The 19,944-nt window shown below is 44.8% G+C and carries 19 protein-coding genes, 1 pseudogene and 1 riboswitch; of the genes and pseudogenes, 18 read left to right on the top strand and 2 right to left on the bottom strand.

Annotated features, from left to right (window positions below; all coding sequences use genetic code 11):
* Positions 1-36: 36 nt before the first annotated feature.
* From ASG93_RS13240 to ASG93_RS34160, 14 genes are all read left to right on the top strand, one after another.
* On the top strand, positions 37-852 hold the full coding sequence (locus tag ASG93_RS13240) for a uroporphyrinogen-III synthase (protein WP_056832623.1): 816 nt from the start codon (positions 37-39) through the stop codon (positions 850-852).
* Positions 853-1,051: 199 nt separating this feature from the next.
* Positions 1,052-2,527, top strand: coding sequence for a phospholipase D-like domain-containing protein (locus tag ASG93_RS13235; protein ID WP_056832621.1), 1,476 nt, complete (start codon positions 1,052-1,054; stop codon positions 2,525-2,527).
* Between the two features lie 94 nt (positions 2,528-2,621).
* On the top strand, positions 2,622-3,095 hold the full coding sequence (locus tag ASG93_RS13230; protein ID WP_056833452.1) for a MarR family winged helix-turn-helix transcriptional regulator: 474 nt from the start codon (positions 2,622-2,624) through the stop codon (positions 3,093-3,095).
* A 197-nt stretch (positions 3,096-3,292) separates the two neighbouring features.
* A complete protein-coding gene (locus ASG93_RS13225; protein WP_056833450.1) occupies positions 3,293-3,838 on the top strand; it encodes a DinB family protein in 546 nt (181 codons plus the stop codon).
* Positions 3,839-4,089: 251 nt separating this feature from the next.
* Complete coding sequence (locus tag ASG93_RS13220) at positions 4,090-5,460, top strand: ABC transporter substrate-binding protein (RefSeq protein WP_056832619.1); 1,371 nt, start codon at positions 4,090-4,092, stop codon at positions 5,458-5,460.
* 64 nt (positions 5,461-5,524) lie between these two features.
* Positions 5,525-6,406 (top strand): carbohydrate ABC transporter permease, encoded by an 882-nt coding sequence (locus ASG93_RS13215; RefSeq protein WP_056832617.1) that lies wholly within the window; start codon positions 5,525-5,527, stop codon positions 6,404-6,406.
* Positions 6,407-7,237, top strand: a complete 831-nt coding sequence (locus ASG93_RS13210; RefSeq protein ID WP_056832615.1) for a carbohydrate ABC transporter permease — start codon at positions 6,407-6,409, stop codon at positions 7,235-7,237.
* Positions 7,237-8,445, top strand: coding sequence for a trans-sulfuration enzyme family protein (locus ASG93_RS13205; RefSeq protein ID WP_235550843.1), 1,209 nt, complete (start codon positions 7,237-7,239; stop codon positions 8,443-8,445). The genes ASG93_RS13210 and ASG93_RS13205 overlap by 1 nt, the downstream gene beginning before the upstream one ends.
* Positions 8,411-9,586 (top strand): GntR family transcriptional regulator, encoded by a 1,176-nt coding sequence (locus tag ASG93_RS13200; RefSeq protein ID WP_235550842.1) that lies wholly within the window; start codon positions 8,411-8,413, stop codon positions 9,584-9,586. Before ASG93_RS13205 ends, ASG93_RS13200 begins: the two co-directional genes overlap by 35 nt.
* A 213-nt stretch (positions 9,587-9,799) precedes the next feature.
* Complete coding sequence (locus ASG93_RS13195) at positions 9,800-10,555, top strand: class I SAM-dependent methyltransferase (protein WP_056832611.1); 756 nt, start codon at positions 9,800-9,802, stop codon at positions 10,553-10,555.
* Positions 10,556-10,587: 32 nt separating this feature from the next.
* Positions 10,588-11,781: an alanyl-tRNA editing protein gene (locus ASG93_RS13190; protein WP_056832610.1), complete on the top strand. Its 1,194-nt coding sequence runs from the start codon at positions 10,588-10,590 to the stop codon at positions 11,779-11,781.
* A 170-nt stretch (positions 11,782-11,951) separates the two neighbouring features.
* A riboswitch (cyclic di-GMP riboswitch) is annotated at positions 11,952-12,032 on the top strand.
* Between the two features lie 116 nt (positions 12,033-12,148).
* Positions 12,149-12,232: a putative holin-like toxin gene (locus ASG93_RS37185; protein ID WP_367618672.1), complete on the top strand. Its 84-nt coding sequence runs from the start codon at positions 12,149-12,151 to the stop codon at positions 12,230-12,232.
* A 245-nt stretch (positions 12,233-12,477) separates the two neighbouring features.
* Positions 12,478-13,440 carry a S8 family peptidase gene (locus ASG93_RS13185; RefSeq protein WP_056832608.1) on the top strand — a complete coding sequence of 321 codons (963 nt, stop codon included), beginning with the start codon at positions 12,478-12,480 and terminating at the stop codon, positions 13,438-13,440.
* 91 nt (positions 13,441-13,531) lie between these two features.
* Complete coding sequence (locus ASG93_RS34160; protein WP_162262853.1) at positions 13,532-13,696, top strand: YozQ family protein; 165 nt, start codon at positions 13,532-13,534, stop codon at positions 13,694-13,696.
* 221 nt (positions 13,697-13,917) lie between these two features.
* Here the strand turns inward: ASG93_RS34160 and ASG93_RS34155 are convergent.
* Positions 13,918-14,061: pseudogene (locus ASG93_RS34155) on the bottom strand (ATP-binding protein); the annotation flags it as partial.
* Positions 14,062-14,306: 245 nt separating this feature from the next.
* Here ASG93_RS34155 and ASG93_RS13180 point away from each other — a divergent pair.
* Genes ASG93_RS13180 through ASG93_RS37180 form a run of 4 tightly spaced genes read left to right on the top strand, consistent with a single transcriptional unit; the run spans position 14,307 to position 18,493 of the window.
* Positions 14,307-15,962: a spore germination protein gene (locus ASG93_RS13180; RefSeq protein ID WP_156410911.1), complete on the top strand. Its 1,656-nt coding sequence runs from the start codon at positions 14,307-14,309 to the stop codon at positions 15,960-15,962.
* Positions 15,910-17,031, top strand: coding sequence for a GerAB/ArcD/ProY family transporter (locus ASG93_RS13175; protein ID WP_056832606.1), 1,122 nt, complete (start codon positions 15,910-15,912; stop codon positions 17,029-17,031). Before ASG93_RS13180 ends, ASG93_RS13175 begins: the two co-directional genes overlap by 53 nt.
* Positions 17,003-18,226: a Ger(x)C family spore germination protein gene (locus ASG93_RS13170; RefSeq protein ID WP_056832603.1), complete on the top strand. Its 1,224-nt coding sequence runs from the start codon at positions 17,003-17,005 to the stop codon at positions 18,224-18,226. The genes ASG93_RS13175 and ASG93_RS13170 overlap by 29 nt, the downstream gene beginning before the upstream one ends.
* 24 nt (positions 18,227-18,250) lie before the next feature.
* Positions 18,251-18,493: a CLC_0170 family protein gene (locus ASG93_RS37180; RefSeq protein WP_414858862.1), complete on the top strand. Its 243-nt coding sequence runs from the start codon at positions 18,251-18,253 to the stop codon at positions 18,491-18,493.
* A gap of 97 nt (positions 18,494-18,590) precedes the next feature.
* Here the strand turns inward: ASG93_RS37180 and fabF are convergent, their stop codons facing one another.
* Entirely contained in the window at positions 18,591-19,826 is a 1,236-nt protein-coding gene (fabF, locus tag ASG93_RS13160; RefSeq protein WP_056832600.1) for a beta-ketoacyl-ACP synthase II, read from the bottom strand.
* Between the last annotated feature and the right edge of the window lie 118 nt (positions 19,827-19,944).

The following is a 19,944-nucleotide window of genomic DNA, read 5'->3' as shown; positions in this document are numbered from 1 at the left end:
AGCGTGGTCATTTTAAAAAGGGGGATTCATAGAAAAATGGAAAAGCTGAACAACAAGAAAATCGTAATTGCAGGCTCAAGAAAAACAGAGGAAATGAGCCTATTAATTGAGAAGCAGGGAGGTATCCCTGTCATTCGTCCTTTGCAAGGTCTTTTATATTTTGATGAGTCGGCAATAGAACGAGAATTATTATTTTGCGTGAATAATAAGATCGATTGGTTTGTTTTTACAACAGGCACTGGAACAGATACGCTGCTGGGTGCTGCAGAAAGGTTAGGCATTCATTCAACTCTCATTCAAAAAATGAAGGAAGCGAAGGTAGCGGTACGCGGCTATAAGACGTTTGCTTTGCTTAAGAAATTAGATATCAAATCTGAAATTGTCGATGAGGATGGAACGACGCAAGGATTAATTCGAAGTATGAATCTTTGCGATTTCGCGGGCAAAACAGTCGTTGTCCAGTTACATGGTGAACCTCAGCCCGATTTGATCCAGTTCTTAGAGAATCAGAGGGCAAATGTTATTCAACTGCTGCCTTATCGCCATGTAGAGCCGGAATTATCCACTTTGGAGACGCTGTGTCATGAACTTTCAACGAAATCGATTGATGCTGTTTGTTTCACAACCGCGGTGCAGGTGCGATATCTGTTTGAATATGCGAAACGTCAGGGGATTACGGATATCATTCGAGAATCGTTCAACACACGAGTACATGCAGTCGCGGTCGGCAAAGTAACGGAAGAAGCGTTGAGAGATGAAAAACTGGACCATGTAATAGTACCTGAAATTGAACGGATGGGGGCCATGGTTATTGAATTAGTTAAGTATTATGAAAATCAATTGTTGCCTTGATTCGGACCAATGAAACGGATACCGCTTAATTCCTTAACCAGGAAATAAGCGGTTTTTTATTCATCAATAAAAGTACTTTCCAATAGTTAGTATGCAATTCGTTGCCTATGTGAATCATAAGAAAAAGTTTTGTTGTGAAATTTTTTGGATGTTTATTACTATATGTTGTGTTTTGAATATAACTTTGGGGGGCTATTTCATGGGGTTTATTGGACTTTACGTTTTGAATACAATCTTTATGTTAATCGTAGCGATCCGTGAAGTGCGTCGTCCGGAAAAAGCTTTGAATTGGCTAGCTATATGTCTGATATTTCCTGTTCTAGGATACGTCATATATCTCATCATTGCCAACCCAATTCATCTTCGTAAAGTGAGACTCACTTCTCCGAACAATGTGACAGATTCATTGCCTGATTCGTTCAGTCCTGCTTCCTCCATCATCGCTCAATCTATAAGTCAGTTGACGGTGCATGGACTTAGGAGTGGCCGAGTTCAATTGCTTACGAACGGCATAGAAACCTATGATAAACTTATCGCATCCCTACGGAATGCGCAAAGCACCGTGGAAGTGGAGTATTACTTATATCGGGATGACCAGATTGGCAAACGAATGACGGATATCCTGATTGAACGAGCCGAAGCTGGCGTGAAGATCCGTTTCATTAGAGACGGATGGGGGAGTAAACAATTGCCTAAACATGTGATCAATCGAATGATGGATGCCGGAATTGAATGCCGGACGATATTTCCATTGAGTTTTCCTTGGATACCCACTTTGACTTATCGGGATCATTGTAAGATTGTCGTCATCGATGGAATCGAAGCTTTCACAGGTGGTATCAATGTAGGGGATGAGTATACGGGATTAAAGCCGGATGTAGGCTTTTGGCGTGATACTCATATGCGATTAGTCGGAGAAGTTGCAATTGATCTGCGGACAATATTCGATGTCCATTGGAATATTGCTGCGAAGGAAAAGATTATGCAAAAGGCTAAACAGGGTAAAGGAAATAGGTCAAAGCAAATCATTCCAACTGCCAAAGTTTCACTTTCCGGATGGTCGGAAGAATGGGGGGCGGAATTGGATGCAGGCGTTGATCCCGTTTCTGGCACAGAGTCGCTGCACTTTGCATATATGCAAACGTTAGAGAGTAATCCTGGGATTCCTACTGAAGTTATCCGGCAGGCTTACTTCATTTGTCTGACACAAGCGACTAAGTCGATAGATATTACAACGCCTTACTTTGTGCCCGAATCAGATATCATTATGGCGTTGAAGACAGCCGTGGCACGCGGTGTGCGTGTAAGATTACTGGTTCCACGTCATGTTACTCCCAAAATCGTGGGACCTGCGAGCCGTACCTATTATGGAGAATTGATTGAAGCAGGCGTTCAAATTTATATGTATGAGAAAGACATACTTCACGCAAAGGTAATGATCATTGATGAAGAAATGGCTGGCGTAGGTTCGGCGAATTACGATATGCGAAGTTTTCGTTTAAATTTCGAGGTCATTGAACTCTTATATAGTGCCGATGTGGGACGCGAACTCACAGAGCAATTCGAGCGTGATCTCCTTGATTCCGTACCTTTGCAAAGGGAAGAATTGATCCAGCGTTCCTTTCCACAGCGCCTAATCGAGCAAACAGCGCGACTATTTTCCCCTTTGTTATAGAACCTACAAGTCCAGCTTGGTAGTTGACATTAATACGATTACGTAGTATAGGAATTACGATATCGTAGTTTATTGAAAGAAGAAAGGGATGTACATGCAGCAGCTGTTTGAGCTTATTTTCAAAAATGGACTTCGCCCACTTAGTATGTTTCCGGATACGACCTACCCGGAACTGCAGCTCACGAGTTCTGATTTTTCCACATTGCTGTTGCTGAAATTTCATGGGCAGCTGACCATGTCCCAAATGGCTGATCACTTGGGTGCGCCACTTAGTACAGCGACCAGTATCGCCAAGCGGCTTGTTCGAAAAGGCTACATCTATAGAGAGAATTCACAGCAAGACCAGCGAATCATAGTTAATCGATTGACGGAAGACGGGGAACTGATAGCAGGTAGGGCGCTAGGTACGATGAATATCATGTTTGGGCGTATTGAACGTGCCCTGACGGCTGAGGAGCTTCAGCAATTTATCCATCTGTCGTTAAAAGTGGCTAAAGCTTTGCAACAGAAAGCAGATCCTGCCGGACCTTCGAAATCGACGCAGACGAGAACGATTGAAATCGATTAATTTTTTTGTGTAATTACTACGAAATCGTACTATTGGAGGTGCTACAATAATAAGCCTATATCGGGCTTCTGGGTCGCCATTCCGCAAGGAATTTATTTCATACGAAAATCTTAAAACGCATAAACACTACTGACATACAGCTGTCAGTAGTGTTTGGTATACTTAAGTTACAAGATTCGAGAGGAGCTAATAAAATGATGAAAACAGCCGAAACATTGGAACGAATTGAGGAGCTTACGCACCATTACCTAGATGAATTGCAACCACTGAGCATGGAACAACTGAAGCTTCAGTCTAATGAGAATGAATGGTCGCTAGGACAGTTATACCTCCATCTCATCAAAACAGCTCTCTTCATGCAGATTGGCAATATTGAGAAATGCCAAAGTCAGAGTGCAGATGCAATCGATGCTGTTGGAGAAAAAACGGAAGCGGGAGCAGCCATCTTTACACTAGGCGGATTTCCACCTGAACGCATTAAAGTTCCAGCTTCTCCGCAATATACGCCCGAGCAGCCGGCTAGTAAACAGCAGATCATTGATGGCATGCATACGGTGCTCCAAAGATTGAAAGAAATCGAACCTTTGCTCGCGGACATATCTCCGAAAAGGACCTCGCTGCACCCAAGATTAGGCGCGCTTAACGCGAAAGAATGGTTTGCTCTCATTGAGATGCATTATCGCCATCATCTTCTTCAGTTAGAGCGTTTGAAAGTTTTCATAAACAGCACGGAAACCGTATAAATCAACAAAACGCGGGAGCTCCCTATAAGGCGCTCTCGTATTTATATTTGAAAAAAGACGGCTCCGAATCAATTTTATTACTGGTAACAAAATCATGATGTTAATGAAGGGGTATAACAAATAGGAAATCGAAACGCTGCTGACATGCGAATGTCATCAGCGTTTTTTCATTTAAAGAAATAGTATTAAGACATATCTATTTAATTAAGACAATATAGTTGAATATGACTAAATTGAGGAGGGCGTCAGATATGGGGGCAGCTGTGGTCAAAGGATGGACAACTTTGTTTGCCAGCGTTATGTTGTTAGGTACCTTAGCAGGATGTAGCGGGAATGGAAGCACCGAGAATACGGCAACTCCAAGCGGAAGTACGGCAGCGCCCAGTGAGAGCGCGAAGAGTACGGAGGCACCAGCCAAACAAGTAACACTTCATATGATTGAAAGTTTGACGAGTCCGGAACGCACCAAACTGCTTCAAGATGCCATAGCTCGGTTTCAAAAGGACAATCCAAACATCAAAGTAGAACTCATCTCCCCGCCATTCGATCAAGCGGACAACAAAATAAGAACAATGCTTGCCGCCAAGCAAGAACTCGACATCCTCGAGGTAAGAGATCTGAACATTGCCGAGTATGTGAATAATGGTTATTTGGAACCATTGGATACCTACGCATCGAGTTGGGCAGATAGTAAAACGCTCTCTGGTACGTCCAAAGTTGTAGGCTCGACTAACGGCAAACTCTACTTTATTGCGAACGCTCTTTATCAAAGACAAATGTTCTATCGGAAAGACTGGTTCGACGCCAAGGGGCTTACTGCACCGAAGACGTGGGAAGAACTGGTCGATTCAGCCAAGAAGCTGACCGATCCGAAGCAAAACCGGTACGGTTTCTCATTCCGCGGAGGTCCGGGAGCTAACGGTAACTTTGACCATATGATCTACGATTATAACGATAAAGTGATGAATCTCGACGATGCACCGTTTACGAAGGACGGCAAGTCGGTGTACAGCACACCTGAAGCTAAACAGGCATTAGAGCTATATAAGAAGCTTTATAAAGAGGCGTCGCCGCCGGACTCGATCAACTGGGGATTCCAGGATCAGGTTCAAGCCTTTACATCTGGGGTAACCGGCATTTTACTCCAGGATCCAGACGTTATCAAGGTGCTGCAGGACAAGATGGACCCCAAAACATTAGAAACGGCAGCGATGCCACTCGGTCCTAACGGCAAATCACTGGTCAGTACCGGGGCTGCTGGATGGGGTGTTACAGCGAATTCCAAAAGTAAGAATGAAGCTTGGAAATTGATATCTTATCTCTCGAGCCCAAAAGAAAATACGGAGTTTTCTAAGCAAATTGGCACGATACCGATTCATACATCGGCGACAGCCGATACGTTCTTCCAAACAGGCCCTTACAAGACGCTGCTTGATATGACGGCAAAAGATGATGTTTTCGTCAACTTTACACCGCCATTCAAATATCCAGGCAACGGTAGCTGGGGTGAATTGAGCATGAAAGGGCAGCAATCGTATTTGCTCGATAAGAAATCGACTGACGATACGCTGAAGGAATGGGATAAGTTTTGGTTAGATCAGAAAGCGGGAATGAAAAAATAACGAAAGTAGTTGAAAGCGGCGGGCGGTCATCGCTAGCCGTTTTTTCTTACCGGGGGGTGAACACGTGAGTTCTCGGCAAAAATTCATTCTATCCAGCTTGCTGCCCGCACTGCTGCTTGTGCTGGTTTTTACATACTATCCCTTCTTTAAGGGCGTAGTCATGGCGTTTCAAAGTTACAAGCTGTTCAATCTGAAACAGGTGCATTTTGTCGGCATGCAAAACTTCGTTGATGCGTTTCGAGACCATCAATTTCTTGCCGCATTGAAAAACAGCGCCTACTGGGTGTTTTTCTCTCTTATTTTACAATTTCTCTTAGGGTTCATCCTGGCACTGTTTCTAAACAAGAAGTTCTGGGGAAGAGGCGTTTACCAAGCCTTTATTTTTTATCCATGGGCTTTATCGGGATTTCTGATCGGCCTTATTTGGAAATGGCTGTTTAATTCACAAATCGGCGTTATCAACGATCTCTTACTGCGTCTAGGTATTATTGAAGATCGGATCGGATTCTTGTCGGATCCGAAATGGGCGATGTCCTCCGTTATCGTCGCTAACGTATGGTACGGGATAGCCTTTTTTACCATCATGCTGCTGGCTGCTCTGCAATCTATACCTTCCGAGCTGTACGAAGCAGCGAGTATCGATGGAGCAAACGGTTATCGAAAGCTGCTGTATGTGACGATTCCGTACATCATGCCGACCATCATCGCCACAACGCTTCTGCGGGTTATTTGGATCTTCAACGATCCTACGCTCATTTACGGCATGACGAATGGCGGACCGGGAGGGGCGACCCATATTTTATCCTCCTTGATGCTCAATAAAATTATTTATGACGGAGATTATGGGGCTGCATCGGCTGTCGGAGTCGTTATGATCGTCATGTTGTTTTTGTACACGCTGTTTTATTTGATGGTAACTAAGTCGGAGAAGGTAGGTGACTTCTAAATGAAACGAAATTATGGGTATCGATTCATCAAAGTTGCTTTTCTTTCCGTGTACTTACTCGTAATGGTGTTTCCGTTATACTGGATCGTCATCACCTCGTTAAAGCCGCAAAAGGAAATATTCAGTTATCCCGTTCATTACTGGCCCGAGCAATTCACGCTGCAAAATTACATCAACATTTTCAAAGTGTCTAAGTTTAATGTATATATTGCCAATAGTCTTCTCGTCTCGATTTCTTCTGCTCTGATCGTTATCGTAATCGCTATATGCAGCGCATACGTACTCGCAAGATTTCGGTTTCGCGGCCACAAGCAAATTATGCTCGCATTCTTCGTTACGCAGATGCTTCCTGGATTCATTGCTCTGGCTCCGCTTTATATGATGATGTCAAACTTGCATCTGCTTAATCAGCGAATCTCGTTGATCCTCATGTATACGGTCATCTTGATCCCGTTCTCTACGATTATGCTGCGAGGCTTCTTCCAGCGAATTCCGTCCAATCTGGAGGAAGCGGCGATGATCGACGGCTGTTCTCAGCTGTCTGCCCTCATGCGAGTCATTATTCCGATTATGATGCCGGGCATTTCCTCGATGTTCATATTTGCCTTCGTCCAGAACTGGAACGAGCTTTTCTTGGCCGTCATGTTTATCGATAACGAATCGTTAAAGACACTGCCGGTAGCGATGAATTCTTTTATCCTCAAATTTAATGTCGATTGGGGCTCTATGTCCGCCGGAACTGTGCTTTCTGTACTCCCGACAATACTTTTGTTTGCCCTAGCACAGCGATTTATTGTAGAAGGATTAACCCAAGGGGCGGTGAAAGGGTAGTGAGCACAAAGGAGAAGATGTACTCTATAGTGGCGCATGATGCGCATGATGATCGTCATCACGGCGCCATCAGTGTTCCCATCTATCAGACGAGTTTATTTTCGTTTGATACGTACGAGCAATTCAACTTGGCGAGACTTGATGAGCAAGAAAACTTCGTGTATTCCAGAGGCAATAACCCGACGGTGAGGTATCTGGAGGACAAGCTGGCCCAGCTCGAGCAAGGGGAAAGAGCCAAGTGCTTTTCATCTGGTATGGCGGCGATTTCGTCAGCGATTATGTCCATAATCAAACAGGGTGACCACGTCATTTGCACACATCAGGCGTACGGACCGACACGAGAATTTCTAGGCGTCTATTTGCATAAGTTTGGGGTCGAAACGACCTTTGTCGATGGCAGCTCATTGGAAAACTGGCAACGTGCGGTTCAGCCGAATACCAAACTGCTGTATTTGGAGAGCCCGACTAGCATGATGTTCCAGCTCCAAGATATCCGAAGTTGTGCGGCGCTGGCTCAAAGTATAGGAGCAGAAACGATTCTCGACAATTCGTGGGCGACGCCTTGTCATCAAAATCCGCTCACGATGGGGGTTAGCCTCGTCGTCCATTCGATCACAAAGTATATTTCCGGTCATAGCGATTGCGTGGGGGGGGTTGTGGTCGGCTCCCATCGATTCATGGACCCGCTGATGTCGACGGAATATATGTTGTTCGGCGGCATCATGACCCCGCAGACGGCGGGTTTGGTTACCCGTGGACTTCGTACGCTGCCAATGCGGATGGAGAGGCATGAAACGAGCGGGTTGAAGGTCGCCGAATATTTAGGTAGTCAGCATTATGTCCGGAAGGTTAACCATCCGGGGTTAACCTTCCATCCTCAGCATGAGCTGGGTAGTACACAGATGTCGGGGTACAGCAGTTTATTTTCGTTCGAATCCGATGAGCCGGTTGTCAAATTAAGGGCTTGGGCGGATCATCTACACTATTTCCGGATTGGAGCCAGTTGGGGCGGTTTCGAAAGCTTAATCAACGTAAATGCTTTAGATTACAATAATCAGCAAACAGGTTCGCTTGTTCGACTCTATATAGGTTCCGAGGATCCGGACGATTTAATTCAGGATATGGAAGAAGCGTGGCGATCTGTCACACAGCGCCCTTCTGAGGGGGAGACATATGAGCAGAATGCGGGTTTCAGCCAGGACGGATGAACGACAACCACTATACTTGCAGATCCAAGAGCATTTTAAACAGTTGATCCAATTAGGAGCAATGGAGGATAACGACAAATTCCCAACGGAAAAGCAGCTGATGGAGCAATTCGGGGTCAGTCGAATGACGGTTTCCAATGCGCTAACGCAGCTAGCTAAAGACGGATGGATTTACCGGATTCCAGGGAGAGGAAGCTTCGTTAGTCCAGAAATTCGCTCAGAAGAAGCTAAGAATCTGGAGAACAAGCAGCTTGACGCTACGGATGTGCAGGAGCATGATGAGCGTGCTTCCTCTCGTAAAATGATCGGCTTCGTTCTACCCTTACTGGAGGATTTCTTTGCTATCCGACTATTAAAAGGAATCAATTCCGTGCTCGCGAACACCGAATATTATGTGTCGATAGTGCTAACTCATAATAGCAAGGAGCGGGAAAAGGAAGCGATTCAGGAGCTGATTAAGAATGGGGCCGTCGGACTAATTATTTTTCCGATTGACGCAGAAACGTACAACGAAGAAATCTTGTTACTGAAACTACGGAAATTTCCGTTCGTACTCATTGATCGTTACTTACCAGGCTTTGATACCCATTGTGTTTGTTCGGATAATTGGATGAGCGCTCAATTGGCGGTTAACCATCTGTGGGAGCTAGGTCATAGGGACATTGCTATTTGCTCCGATATTTCGATCCATACAGTGACTGTCGGCGAGCGGATTCGCGGCTATATGGAAGCACTGAAACAAAAAGGCTCGATGATTAACCCGGCATTAATCGTGACAGATTTTCAATTAACGGATACGATCCCCACAGAAAAGCATCCGTTATATCATTATCTCAAATATCGCACTGCAACCGCATTTATCACATTGAATTTGAAGTTGGGATTGAATATAGCTGGTGTTGCTAAAAGACTGGGAATAAATGTACCGCGCGACCTTTCTATTATAACGTACGATAATCCCTCATCAGCGATAGACGAAAAACCTGCATTCACGCATATAGACCAACATGAGCTGGAAATTGGTGCAAAATCGGCTGAACTTCTGCTTAAATTGCTGAATAACCAGGAGAGTGTGACTGAGCCCAATAAAGTCATCGTAAAATCGGCCTTAGTGTTTGGTGAATCTACTGAAGAACTATAAAAAAACTTGAATGGCCGCGAGTTTAGCGGTCGTTTTTTGTGTTGTAAAGCGACGTATTTGTTATGGACTTTTGTCAAATAATTGAATATGATATAAATGAATATTATGAAACACTGTTTCACTAAGTGAAACGGAATGTATTCTTGCTTAACTCAACAACAGGTGGCCGCTTTGTTTGTAGAAGGATATATAATCAGATGGGAGAGGTATGAGATGAATAATAAAGACCGTTTTTCAAATCGCGTTGATACCTATGTGAAATTCCGACCGACTTATCCGAAAGAGGCTATTGATTATTTGTATGACGTCGTTGGTCTGCACGCAAATGCAGTAGTTGCGGACATTGGCGCAGGGACAGGTATTTTTTCAAAGCTGCTCTTACAAAGAAGAAGCCAAGTCATCGCCGTTGAACCGAATCAAGCGATGCGGGAAGCCGCTGAGCAAATGTTAAGCGAAGATGCAAATTTTCGTGCCGTGCCGGGGTCTGCTGAAGCAACGGGTCTACCGAATGAGTCCGTCGACTTTATCGTATGTGCCCAAGCGTTTCACTGGTTTGATCGCATGGCCGCACATGCCGAATTCCATCGGATTCTGAAGCCTGGCGGGAAGGTGCTGTTGATCTGGAACTCGCGTCTGGAACATGGCAATGCCTTCAGAGAAGAGTACGACTTACTGCTCCGTACATTTGGAACCGATTATGAAAAAGTAACTCATAAAAATATTTCGCAAGAAACGCTGGCGTCTTTTTTCAAGAACGATAGTATGCAGGTAGAACGATTCACGATAACACAGGTTTTTGATTTGGAAGGATTGAAAGGTAGGTTAATGTCATCTTCCTACATTCCCGTACCCGAGCACCCCAATTTTGCGCCGATGATGACGGAACTGCAGCAAATATTCGAACGGCATGAGCAGGATGGAAATGTGTTTTTCGACTATGAAACTGAGGTATATTGGGGAGAGGTATAATAGAATGGCTAGCAAGCAGAAAGGAAATCGACATGTCATCCAAAAAACTATATTACAATTCCGCTTATGTAACCGAATGGCAAACAGACATACACCAAATGCTTGAAAGAGAAGATGGGTATTATGTCATCCTGAAGGAGACGGCTTTTTATCCTCATGGGGGCGGACAGCCCTGCGATGTTGGGTATATCAACGGGATTCCTGTGCTTGATGTGATCAGTGAAGAGGATGAAGTGCTGCATAAGCTGACACGACTACCCAATGAAAGTAAAGTGGCTTGCCAGATCGATTGGAATAGAAGATTCGACCATATGCAGCAGCACAGCGGCCAGCATTTGCTCTCAGCGGTATGCCGCGACCTCTATCAGGCCATAACGGTAAGCTTTCATTTGGGTACCGATTATGCCACCATTGACGTGCAGTTGCCGGAACTGACGCTAAACCAGCTTGTTTCCATTGAGAATGAAGCGAACAAGCAAATTTACCTAAACAGCAGCATTGTTAGTTATTTTATTACCCAAGAGGAAGTAGCTCATTTGAAGCTAGTTAAACAGCCCAAAGTGACAGATCATATTCGAATTGTCGAGATAAAAGGCTTAGAACACAATGCTTGCGGAGGGACACATGTTTCATCAACGGGCGAAATTGGTATGATTAAGCTGTTGAAAGCCGAAAAGCAAAAGGGAAACACTCGGATTTACTTCTTATGCGGATACCGCGCCCTGAAGGAGTTTAATGAAAACCAGCGGATTTTGGGTACCTTGTCATCCAAATTCAACACGGGTAAAGACGAGATTATCGATCGAATTGAGAAATGGGAAAATGAACAAAAGCAGCTTCAGGTTGAAATTGTTGCTCTCAAAGAAAGAAACAACGCTTATGCAGCACAGGAGCTGTTATCAAGCAGTGATGGCAAATTGATAGCAAGTGTGTTTGAGGATAAGACGCTTAAAGATTTGCAAAGTCTGGCGGTGAAGCTGGCTTCGGAAAGTAATACACCAGTACTGCTCGCTACTGTTGTTGAGAACAAAGTTATTCTTGCTAACAACAGTAATACTTCCCTTTCTTGCGGTGCCTTCTTCAAAGAATATGTAGGAACATACAATGGAAAAGGCGGAGGCAGCGATATCATCGCACAGGCGGGATTCCAGACTTGGGAGGAAGCCTTTGCTTTCTATGAGTTCACAATCGGGCAGGTTAACGAGAACTTAAGGGCGGAAATTTAGCTTACATTGCTTTTGAACTAGTCGGAAGATGATTTTCTATGATTCGGTGTATTTCTTGATTAAGTTCGACAAATTTGTTGTATGCATTTACAATCTAGAATGTGACTTACTCCCTATATTCTTATATAATAAATAGGCATATAATAGATTTACAGTATATAGAAGTCTACCCACGTTATTGGCAAAACCGTTTAAAGGCGGTGACGCAAAGCTAAAGGGGCTAAGGGAAACTATGCCAGCCAGCTAGCACATGAGGGTAGGCTTTTTCTGTCCAAAATGACTCCTTGTAGACACTATTGTTAGATACTAGGCCACCCGGATCTCCCTTTCGTCAGGAAGGAGGAGGGTAAAGGTGAAACCAGATGAAATGATAAAGTTGATTCTTCAATTTGGGAGTTTCCTCTTGGCATTGTTAACTTTTATAGCGTTAATCATTGTTAGAATACACTAAAAAACCTACCCCTTCGCCGCTAAACGATCAGGTAGGTGTGTATGAACCATTAGCCCCAGGAGGTCCCAAAAGCCAATGTATCTAAAAAACAGGAGTGTTGGTAGCACTCTTGTTTTTTTTAGCAAAATACAACGATAAGGTAAAAATGTTCTCCCAAATAATAGCATAGAGATAACCCGTCGATCAACATCAAATTTTGAATGAATCAAGCTTTAATATTTTATCCTAATTAGGAGGGAATAAAAATGGAGCGACAAGTAAAAGTGATTCCGTTTAAAGTTCTTGAGAAGATTGAACAGGTCAATGAAATTCCAACAGGAGTGGAAATGATTCAAGCGCCAAAAATCTGGGATCAAACCAAAGGGAAGGGGATAACGGTTGCCATACTGGATACCGGTTGTGATCTCACTCACCCTGACTTAAAAGAACGAATTATAGGCGGAATTAATTTTACAAATGATGATGGCGGTAAGACGGATGTATACAAGGATTACAATGGTCATGGCACGCATGTTGCAGGGACAATCGCTGCGACCAAAAACAATAATGGTGTTGTCGGTGTAGCTCCTGAGGCTAATTTGCTTATAATTAAGGTCCTTGATAAACATGGGTCTGGTCAATATGAATGGATCATTAATGGCATTAACTATGCGGTCGAACAAAAAGCGGATATTATCTCCATGTCCCTTGGCGGTCCAGAAAATCTACCTGCGTTACACGAAGCAATTCAGAAAGCCGTAGCTGCCAATATTCTTGTGATTTGTGCGGCAGGTAATGAAGGCGATGGTGTTGATTCGACAGATGAGTTTGACTATCCAGGTTGTTATAACGAAGTCATAAGCGTAGGTGCGATTGACTTGGAGAGACACTCGTCTAATTTTTCGAATTCGAACAATGAAGTCGATCTAGTTGGCCCTGGAGAGAAAATTTTATCAACTTATTTAAACGGAACCTATGCGACATTAAGCGGAACTTCTATGGCAACTCCACATGTCGCCGGAGCTATGGCGTTAATAAAAGTACTTGTGAATGCAAGCTTCGAGCGAAATCTCACAGAGCGTGAGCTGTATGCTCAATTAATAAAAAGAACCGTACCTTTAGGGAATTCTGCGAAACTTGAAGGCAATGGGCTAGTGTATTTAACTGTAATGGACGAGCTCTCCGAAGTATTTAATTCTAAATTCGTCGCTAAATTACTGAGCTTATAATGAATAGCCTCCTCAAACATGGTTCATTGAATAGATTCAGTCTGAACGTACAAACTATATCGGATATAGAAGGAAAATGGAGGTGAATGCGGTGAAAAAGGATAAGGATTCTTATGACAATAAATTAGAAGGCAGTTCACTAACGCATGAACAAATTTCGGATGTGTATGCAGCGGGGACGAGCGACGGTATACACCAGCTTGCAGAGGGGGAGGTCCAAATAAAGGACGACCCTTTTGATTCCGGGCAAAAATAACAAGAAGCCTTGACCGTTAACCGGTTAAGGCTTCTAAAACGTATAAGACAGGGCGAGAACATGATGATCCAGTAAGCCGTTTCTTACACCAATTATTGAACTTCCTCACAAAAGAGGCAGTTGTCGTTAATGCTCATGTTTGGGCAAGTCGGCAGCTGCTTTTTGGCGAGCGCGGAAACGACGTACTTTCATTAAATTACCGCTCAGCTTGTCATCAATTGTCAGTTAATTAAAGGCAACGAGATAACGAATTCTGTTCCTTTTCCTATTGTACTCGGAACATTGACAACACCGTTCATCGAACGGATTAATTGATACGAATAGGTGAGTCCTAATCCTGTACCTTGGCTTTTCGTTGAATAGTAAAATTATTCGATGTATCTGTGGAAACTTCCTCTTTGGAATTGCGGTAGGGCAGCTACTTCAAGATTGATTACCTATTTCCATGTATATTATCGGGAAAATGGATAAAAATACGGAGAAGGAAATGAATGGGAAACAGGAAGAATACAACATCTGGGGACTGTTTTCAGGAGGCGGTGATAACGTGGCTATGTGGCAATGGTATAAACGGAGGTCTATTAAAGTATCTCAAAGCCAGCAACCTCGCATGATCCCGCCGACGGAGCCGCCTGCCCATCAGGTTTTGGAAGAAAATGAAGAAGGGAAAATTACGCCACTTCTCGAAGAGACGATTTCATTCATGGACAAGATACTTGGTGATAATGACGATTTTGTTATGCACCGGTTTCGTATATTTGATCAGTACCCGGCTGTGCTTTTGTATTTCTCAGACTTAATTGAGAAGCAATATTTGAATGAGCACATTTTAAAACCGCTGATGTTATCGTCGGCTAATAAACAAGGGAGAGCGAAGAATAGCCGCCCCTTAAAGGATGTATTATTTGGTGATACGCTGTATGCCTGTGAAGGGAGAACAGAAGGACAGTTATCTGAGTTGATTCAAGCCGTTGTGCAAGGAGAAACGGTTCTCGCAGTGGATGGGTTGGAGGAAGCGCTGCTATTCAGTACACGAAATGTGGACAAGCGCTCAATCACTCAACCTGAAACAGAGCAGGTCATCCGCGGAGCACGTGAAGGATTCATCGAAATGTTAGGCACGAACCTTTCGCTGCTTCGCTATCGCCTCCCGACACCGGATTTAAAGGTCAAAACGATTAAAATTGGGCGTGTAACCAAATCAAAAGTAGCAATCTGTTACCTGGATGGGATTGTCAATCCCCAACTTGTTGAAGAGGTGTTCAGACGATTAGCGTTGATTGATGTTGATGGCATTCTTGATGTTGGATATTTGGAACAATTTATCGAAGATAACCATTTATCCCCGTTCCCGCAGATTCAAAATACGGAACGCCCGGATAAGGCTGTTGCTAATCTACTGGAGGGCAGGGTTATCCTGTTGGTCGACGGTTCCCCCTTTGCTCTCATATTGCCGACTGTGTTCAGTCAGTTTTACCAGACGGTCGAAGATTACTCGGAACGATTTCTACTGGTCAGCTTTATTCGTCTAGCACGACTCGTAGCCCTTGTTTTCTCCTTGATATTCCCCTCGTTATATGTAGCCTTGATTTCTTTTAATCCGGAGCTCATCCCAACAGAGTTTGCTGTGGCCGTTTCGGGAGGGAGATCCGGAGTACCTTTTCCATCTCTTATTGAAGTTCTGATTATGGAGATATCCATGGAGGTGCTTAGGGAAGCGACACTGCGTCTGCCGCAGCAGGTTGGGGGAGCGCTATCGATTGTCGGAGTGCTAGTCGTTGGACAGGCTGCGGTTGCTGCTGGCTTCATCAGTCCAATCACGGTTGTCATCATCGCTTTAACAACGATCGGTTCATTTGCAACACCGGCGTACAACGCGGCGCTGGCGTTAAGGATGCTGCGCTTTCCGCTTGTGATTTTGGCTGGCATGTTTGGCTTGTACGGCGTGATGATCGGGCTTATCCTGATTGCCAACCATATGCTCTCCTTAAAATCGTTCGGGGTGCCTTACTTGAGTCCGATTGTCCCAGGGAATTTCCAAGGGATGAAAGATACTATAGCAAGGCTGCCGCTCTGGTCTATGCCAAAGAGACCGGCACTCCTTCATACGCCGAATGATACCCGTCTGGGAATGAAAACGAAAGAAATGAAGCATCCGCCAAGCAATACTTTAGATCCATTGAAAGTAGGGAATACAAGGAGGGACATTAAAGATGGAGTATCCTCGTCAAGTAACGATGATTCAAGCAGCGATAATTCTAATTAGCACGATAATTGGGGTCGGTGTTTTAGCACTCTCGCTTTTCGCTGTTAGAGCTGCCGATTCAGGGGCGCCGCTTGTAACCTTTATAGGTATCTTAATCGGCTCTCTGGGGCTTTGGCTTGTTACCGTACTCGGCATGCGCTTTCCAACTCAAACGATTATTGAATACAGTGAAGTTCTGATCGGTAAATGGACGGCTCGGGTATTCAGCGTCTTAATTATTGTTTTCTTTTCCGTCCTCACAGCTCTGGCTTCGCGTGAATTCGGTGAAGTCGTCGTGACTTCCGTTTTAACGAAAACGCCGCTGGAAGTAACGGTTATTGTGATGCTGTTATTAGCGGCGGTTTCCTCGCGTGCAGATATGACTACCTTTACTTATTTCCATCATTTTTATTTCCCGCTTATTGTATTCCCACTTGTATTGATCGTCGTTCTATCGCTAAAAAATGCACAATTGGTCTATTTATTGCCCGTATGGGGGGATGAACATAGTAGCATGTCTAAAGGAATTCTTACCATGGCTGCCCTGTTTCAAGGATCTTTCATCATGACCCTCGTAATTCCCGCGATGCGTAAACCGGATAGGGCGATGTTGGCAAGCGTAGTCGGCATGTTGATTTCGGGGGGACTCTATTTACTCATTGTAGTTGCTACAGTCGGCGTATTTGGAGCTGAGGAAATCAAAAATTTAGTTTGGCCTACCTTGGAATTAGCCAAAACCACTTCACTGCCCGCCAACATCCTGGAGAGATTGGATGGCGCCTTTCTTGCCGTTTGGGTCACAGCTGTATTTACGACATTGTTGTCGACCTATTACTTGGCCATTCACTTTCTCAGCCAGCTGTTACATTTGCGCGATCACAAGCTGTTTTCATTTTTTCTCATTCCTTTCATCTATGTCATAGCCATGTTTCCCCAAAACCTGCTTCAGATGTATGGCATTATTCAAATTGTTGGTCGTTGGGGACTGGTCATCACAGTCTTCTATCCATTGGTTCTACTGATCGTAGCCCTCATTCGGAAGAAAAAGAAGGGGAGTCGGGGTGATCAAGGTGTGGCGAAAATGGATTAGCCGGAATCTTGTTATTCTATTGCTTTTACCCATGCTAACAGGATGCTGGGATCGTTTAGAAATCGAAGATCGAGCCGTTGTTTTAGCCATTGCCATCGATGAAGCCAAACCGGAAGAAGCGAATGAAAGCAGCAATGCAACGCAAATCCTTAAAGATCCAAAGTCGAAAAAAGGATTAATACGAATCACCGTACAAATTGCCGTTCCAGGGCGCATTCCTTTGGGTACCGGAGGTACCGGAGGGGGCCCGTCAGGGCAGAAGCCAGTCTGGGTGTTGAGCAGCGTTGGGACTACCATCAACGATTCTTTGATGAATCTGCAGCAGCAATTGGCGGATCGCTTATTCTTAGGTCATTTGCGTGTCATCGTCGTATCTGAAGTGATGGCAAGGAAGGGGATTGAAAATGAGAAAGATTTCTTCCGTCGTCAGCCCCAGGTAAGAAGAACCGTTTGGATGGTTGTGTCCAAAGGGAAAGCTTCTGATATCATGAGAGCCACGCCCCAATTGGAGCGTGTTCCCACTTTATATCTAGTGGCTACCTTAGATCATGCCAAGGAAATGGGGAAACTTCCCAATAATTTCCTAGGCGTTTTCTTTAGTGCTAGTTCTGCTAAAGGACAGGAAGGGTCTCTCCCTTATCTGGATTTGAAGAAAGAATCTAACATTGAAATCGCCGGATTGGCTTATTTTAAAGGCGATAAAATGGAGGGAATCACGACACCTCTGCAAATCGGTCACTTTATGGCAATGAAGCAAATTAATCCTGGAGGGTATAGCGTTATCACACATATACCAGGGTCAGAAACCTCTGTCATCTTTCAATCTACCCATCGTAAAGCGAGAATCACTACAGAAATCATTAACGGTAAAATTCATGCCAAAGTGGTGAGTCAAATAGAAGGAGATTTACGAGAGAAATCGGATGAAAATTTGACGATCACGAAGGAAACAATTAAAAAATTAGAACAAGCCATAGAAAAGGACGGGAAAATTGGTTTCGAAAAATTAATTCACCAGACCCAAAAGGAGGGTTGCGACATCTTCGGTTTCGGGGAAGATGTGCGTGCTTTCCATCCTTGGTATTGGAATAAGGAAATTAAAACGAAGAAGAAGTGGGAAGAAATGTATAAAGAAATGAGCGTTGAGGTAAGTCTACATATCAATATTCGACGAATCGGCACGAAAACCAAATAATTCGTTAATGCTTGGTTCCATGCAATGCGTTTGTCGACCGCGGGTCGGGTGAGAAGGGGTTCGACTATGATTACCTTTAACTATTACACGGTTTTGTTATTGCTAATTTCTGGAATCCTCATTTTATGTTTCGATGTTAGAATCTATGTGAAGGCGGATATGATCAAAGAAAAAAAGGGTGCCCTTATTACAGGGTGGCTCAGTATAGCCCTCTCTTTCATTTCATTTTGCAGCTACTATATTTATGAGAGATGGTTCTGGCATTAGACTTCCTGAACCATTCATAGAATAAACCTAATCCATACAGCATTGCTGAAGGGATTAGGTTTATTTACTTAAAGAGTAGAAGAAATGGATTGATTATTCATTCATGTTTCTTGAAAATGAGGACGGCGTTATGCCCGCCAAATCCGAATGAGCTGGACAAGCCATATCGAAGCTCAACTCGTCTTGCAACGAGTGGAACGTAATCGAGATCGCACTGTGGATCCGGGTTTTCTAAATTAATGGTCGGAGGGATGAGGCCGTCCTGTAAGGTTTTGATCAGCGCGACGGCTTCTACACCGCCAGCTGCGCCGAGCATATGGCCGAGCATGGACTTGTTTGCGCTGATCGGCACGTCATAAGCACCGCGACCAAGCAGCCGCTTGATGGCAAGTGTCTCCGAGAGATCGCCTGCGATCGTGCTCGTCGCGTGCGCGTTGATCGTGTCGATCTCAGCCGCGTCGATCCCGGCGTCGAATATCGCTTCGCGCATGGCTCGATAAGCCCCCGAGCCTTCAGGGTCTGGCGCCACGATGTGGTAGGCGTCCGAGGTGGATCCATAGCCGACGAGCTCGGCATGGATCCGCGCCCCCCGCCGCTCGGCATGCTCGAGCGACTCCAGCACGAGCACGCCGGCGCCTTCGGCGGCGACGAAGCCGTCCCGCTCCGCGTCGAACGGGCGGCTAGCCTGCTCCGGCGCGTCACAGCGCGTCGACAGCGACGTCGCATTACCGAAGCCAGCCAGCGCGAGGTCAGTGACCGTCGCTTCGGCGCCGCCGGCAATGACAGCGTCTGCGCCTCCGCGCTGGATGAGCTTAAAAGCTTCGCCAATGGCGTTATTTCCCGTGGCGCAAGCGGTCACTGGAGCTAGTGATGGGCCCTTGGCACCGAACAAGATACTGACCTGAGCCGCCGCCATATTGGCGATCATCATAGGGACAACGGTCGGACTCACGCGGCTAGGTCCGCGGGTCAGTAACGTCCGATAATTGTCCAGAATCGTTTGAATACCGCCAATGCCAGAGCCAATATAGACGCCGATACGTTCCTCATTCGTTGAATCAATCACTAAGGCTGCATCATCAAGCGCCTGCTTGGCCGCAGCAACAGCGAATTGGCAGTAACGATCCATCCGGCGTACATCTCGCCGACCAACTGCTGCTTCTGCATCGAAATTCCGAACCACACCAGCGAAATTGGTTTTATAATCTGTTACATCCATATGATCTATTTGGGTAATGCCTGATTTACCATCCGTAAGATTCCGCCAGAACGTATCCACCTGATTCCCAATGGGTGTAATGACGCCCATACCTGTCACAACTACACGTTTCATTTGTTATTCCTCCTAATCGTTAGCTTTCCATTAGAATGTCACACTCTTTATCCTATTACAAGTTACGGTTTATACTGGTATAATAGCTTCTATGATAAATGCTTTGGAGGATTGTGAC

Source organism: Paenibacillus sp. Soil787, assembly GCF_001429545.1.
Classification (GTDB): Bacteria; Bacillota; Bacilli; order Paenibacillales; family NBRC-103111; genus Paenibacillus_E.
This window is presented reverse-complemented; position numbering and strand designations above follow the sequence as displayed.

Coding starts and splice junctions, on each gene's coding strand:
- ASG93_RS13240 (WP_056832623.1), top strand. CDS start 37: ATGGAAAAGCTGAACAACAAGAAAATCGTAATTGCAGGCTCAAGAAAA.
- ASG93_RS13235 (WP_056832621.1), top strand. CDS start 1,052: ATGGGGTTTATTGGACTTTACGTTTTGAATACAATCTTTATGTTAATC.
- ASG93_RS13230 (WP_056833452.1), top strand. CDS start 2,622: ATGCAGCAGCTGTTTGAGCTTATTTTCAAAAATGGACTTCGCCCACTT.
- ASG93_RS13225 (WP_056833450.1), top strand. CDS start 3,293: ATGAAAACAGCCGAAACATTGGAACGAATTGAGGAGCTTACGCACCAT.
- ASG93_RS13220 (WP_056832619.1), top strand. CDS start 4,090: ATGGGGGCAGCTGTGGTCAAAGGATGGACAACTTTGTTTGCCAGCGTT.
- ASG93_RS13210 (WP_056832615.1), top strand. CDS start 6,407: ATGAAACGAAATTATGGGTATCGATTCATCAAAGTTGCTTTTCTTTCC.
- ASG93_RS13200 (WP_235550842.1), top strand. CDS start 8,411: ATGAGCAGAATGCGGGTTTCAGCCAGGACGGATGAACGACAACCACTA.
- ASG93_RS13195 (WP_056832611.1), top strand. CDS start 9,800: ATGAATAATAAAGACCGTTTTTCAAATCGCGTTGATACCTATGTGAAA.
- ASG93_RS13190 (WP_056832610.1), top strand. CDS start 10,588: ATGTCATCCAAAAAACTATATTACAATTCCGCTTATGTAACCGAATGG.
- ASG93_RS37185 (WP_367618672.1), top strand. CDS start 12,149: ATGATAAAGTTGATTCTTCAATTTGGGAGTTTCCTCTTGGCATTGTTA.
- ASG93_RS13185 (WP_056832608.1), top strand. CDS start 12,478: ATGGAGCGACAAGTAAAAGTGATTCCGTTTAAAGTTCTTGAGAAGATT.
- ASG93_RS13180 (WP_156410911.1), top strand. CDS start 14,307: ATGATCCCGCCGACGGAGCCGCCTGCCCATCAGGTTTTGGAAGAAAAT.
- ASG93_RS13175 (WP_056832606.1), top strand. CDS start 15,910: ATGGAGTATCCTCGTCAAGTAACGATGATTCAAGCAGCGATAATTCTA.
- ASG93_RS37180 (WP_414858862.1), top strand. CDS start 18,251: ATGCGTTTGTCGACCGCGGGTCGGGTGAGAAGGGGTTCGACTATGATT.
- fabF (WP_056832600.1), bottom strand. CDS start 19,826: ATGAAACGTGTAGTTGTGACAGGTATGGGCGTCATTACACCCATTGGG.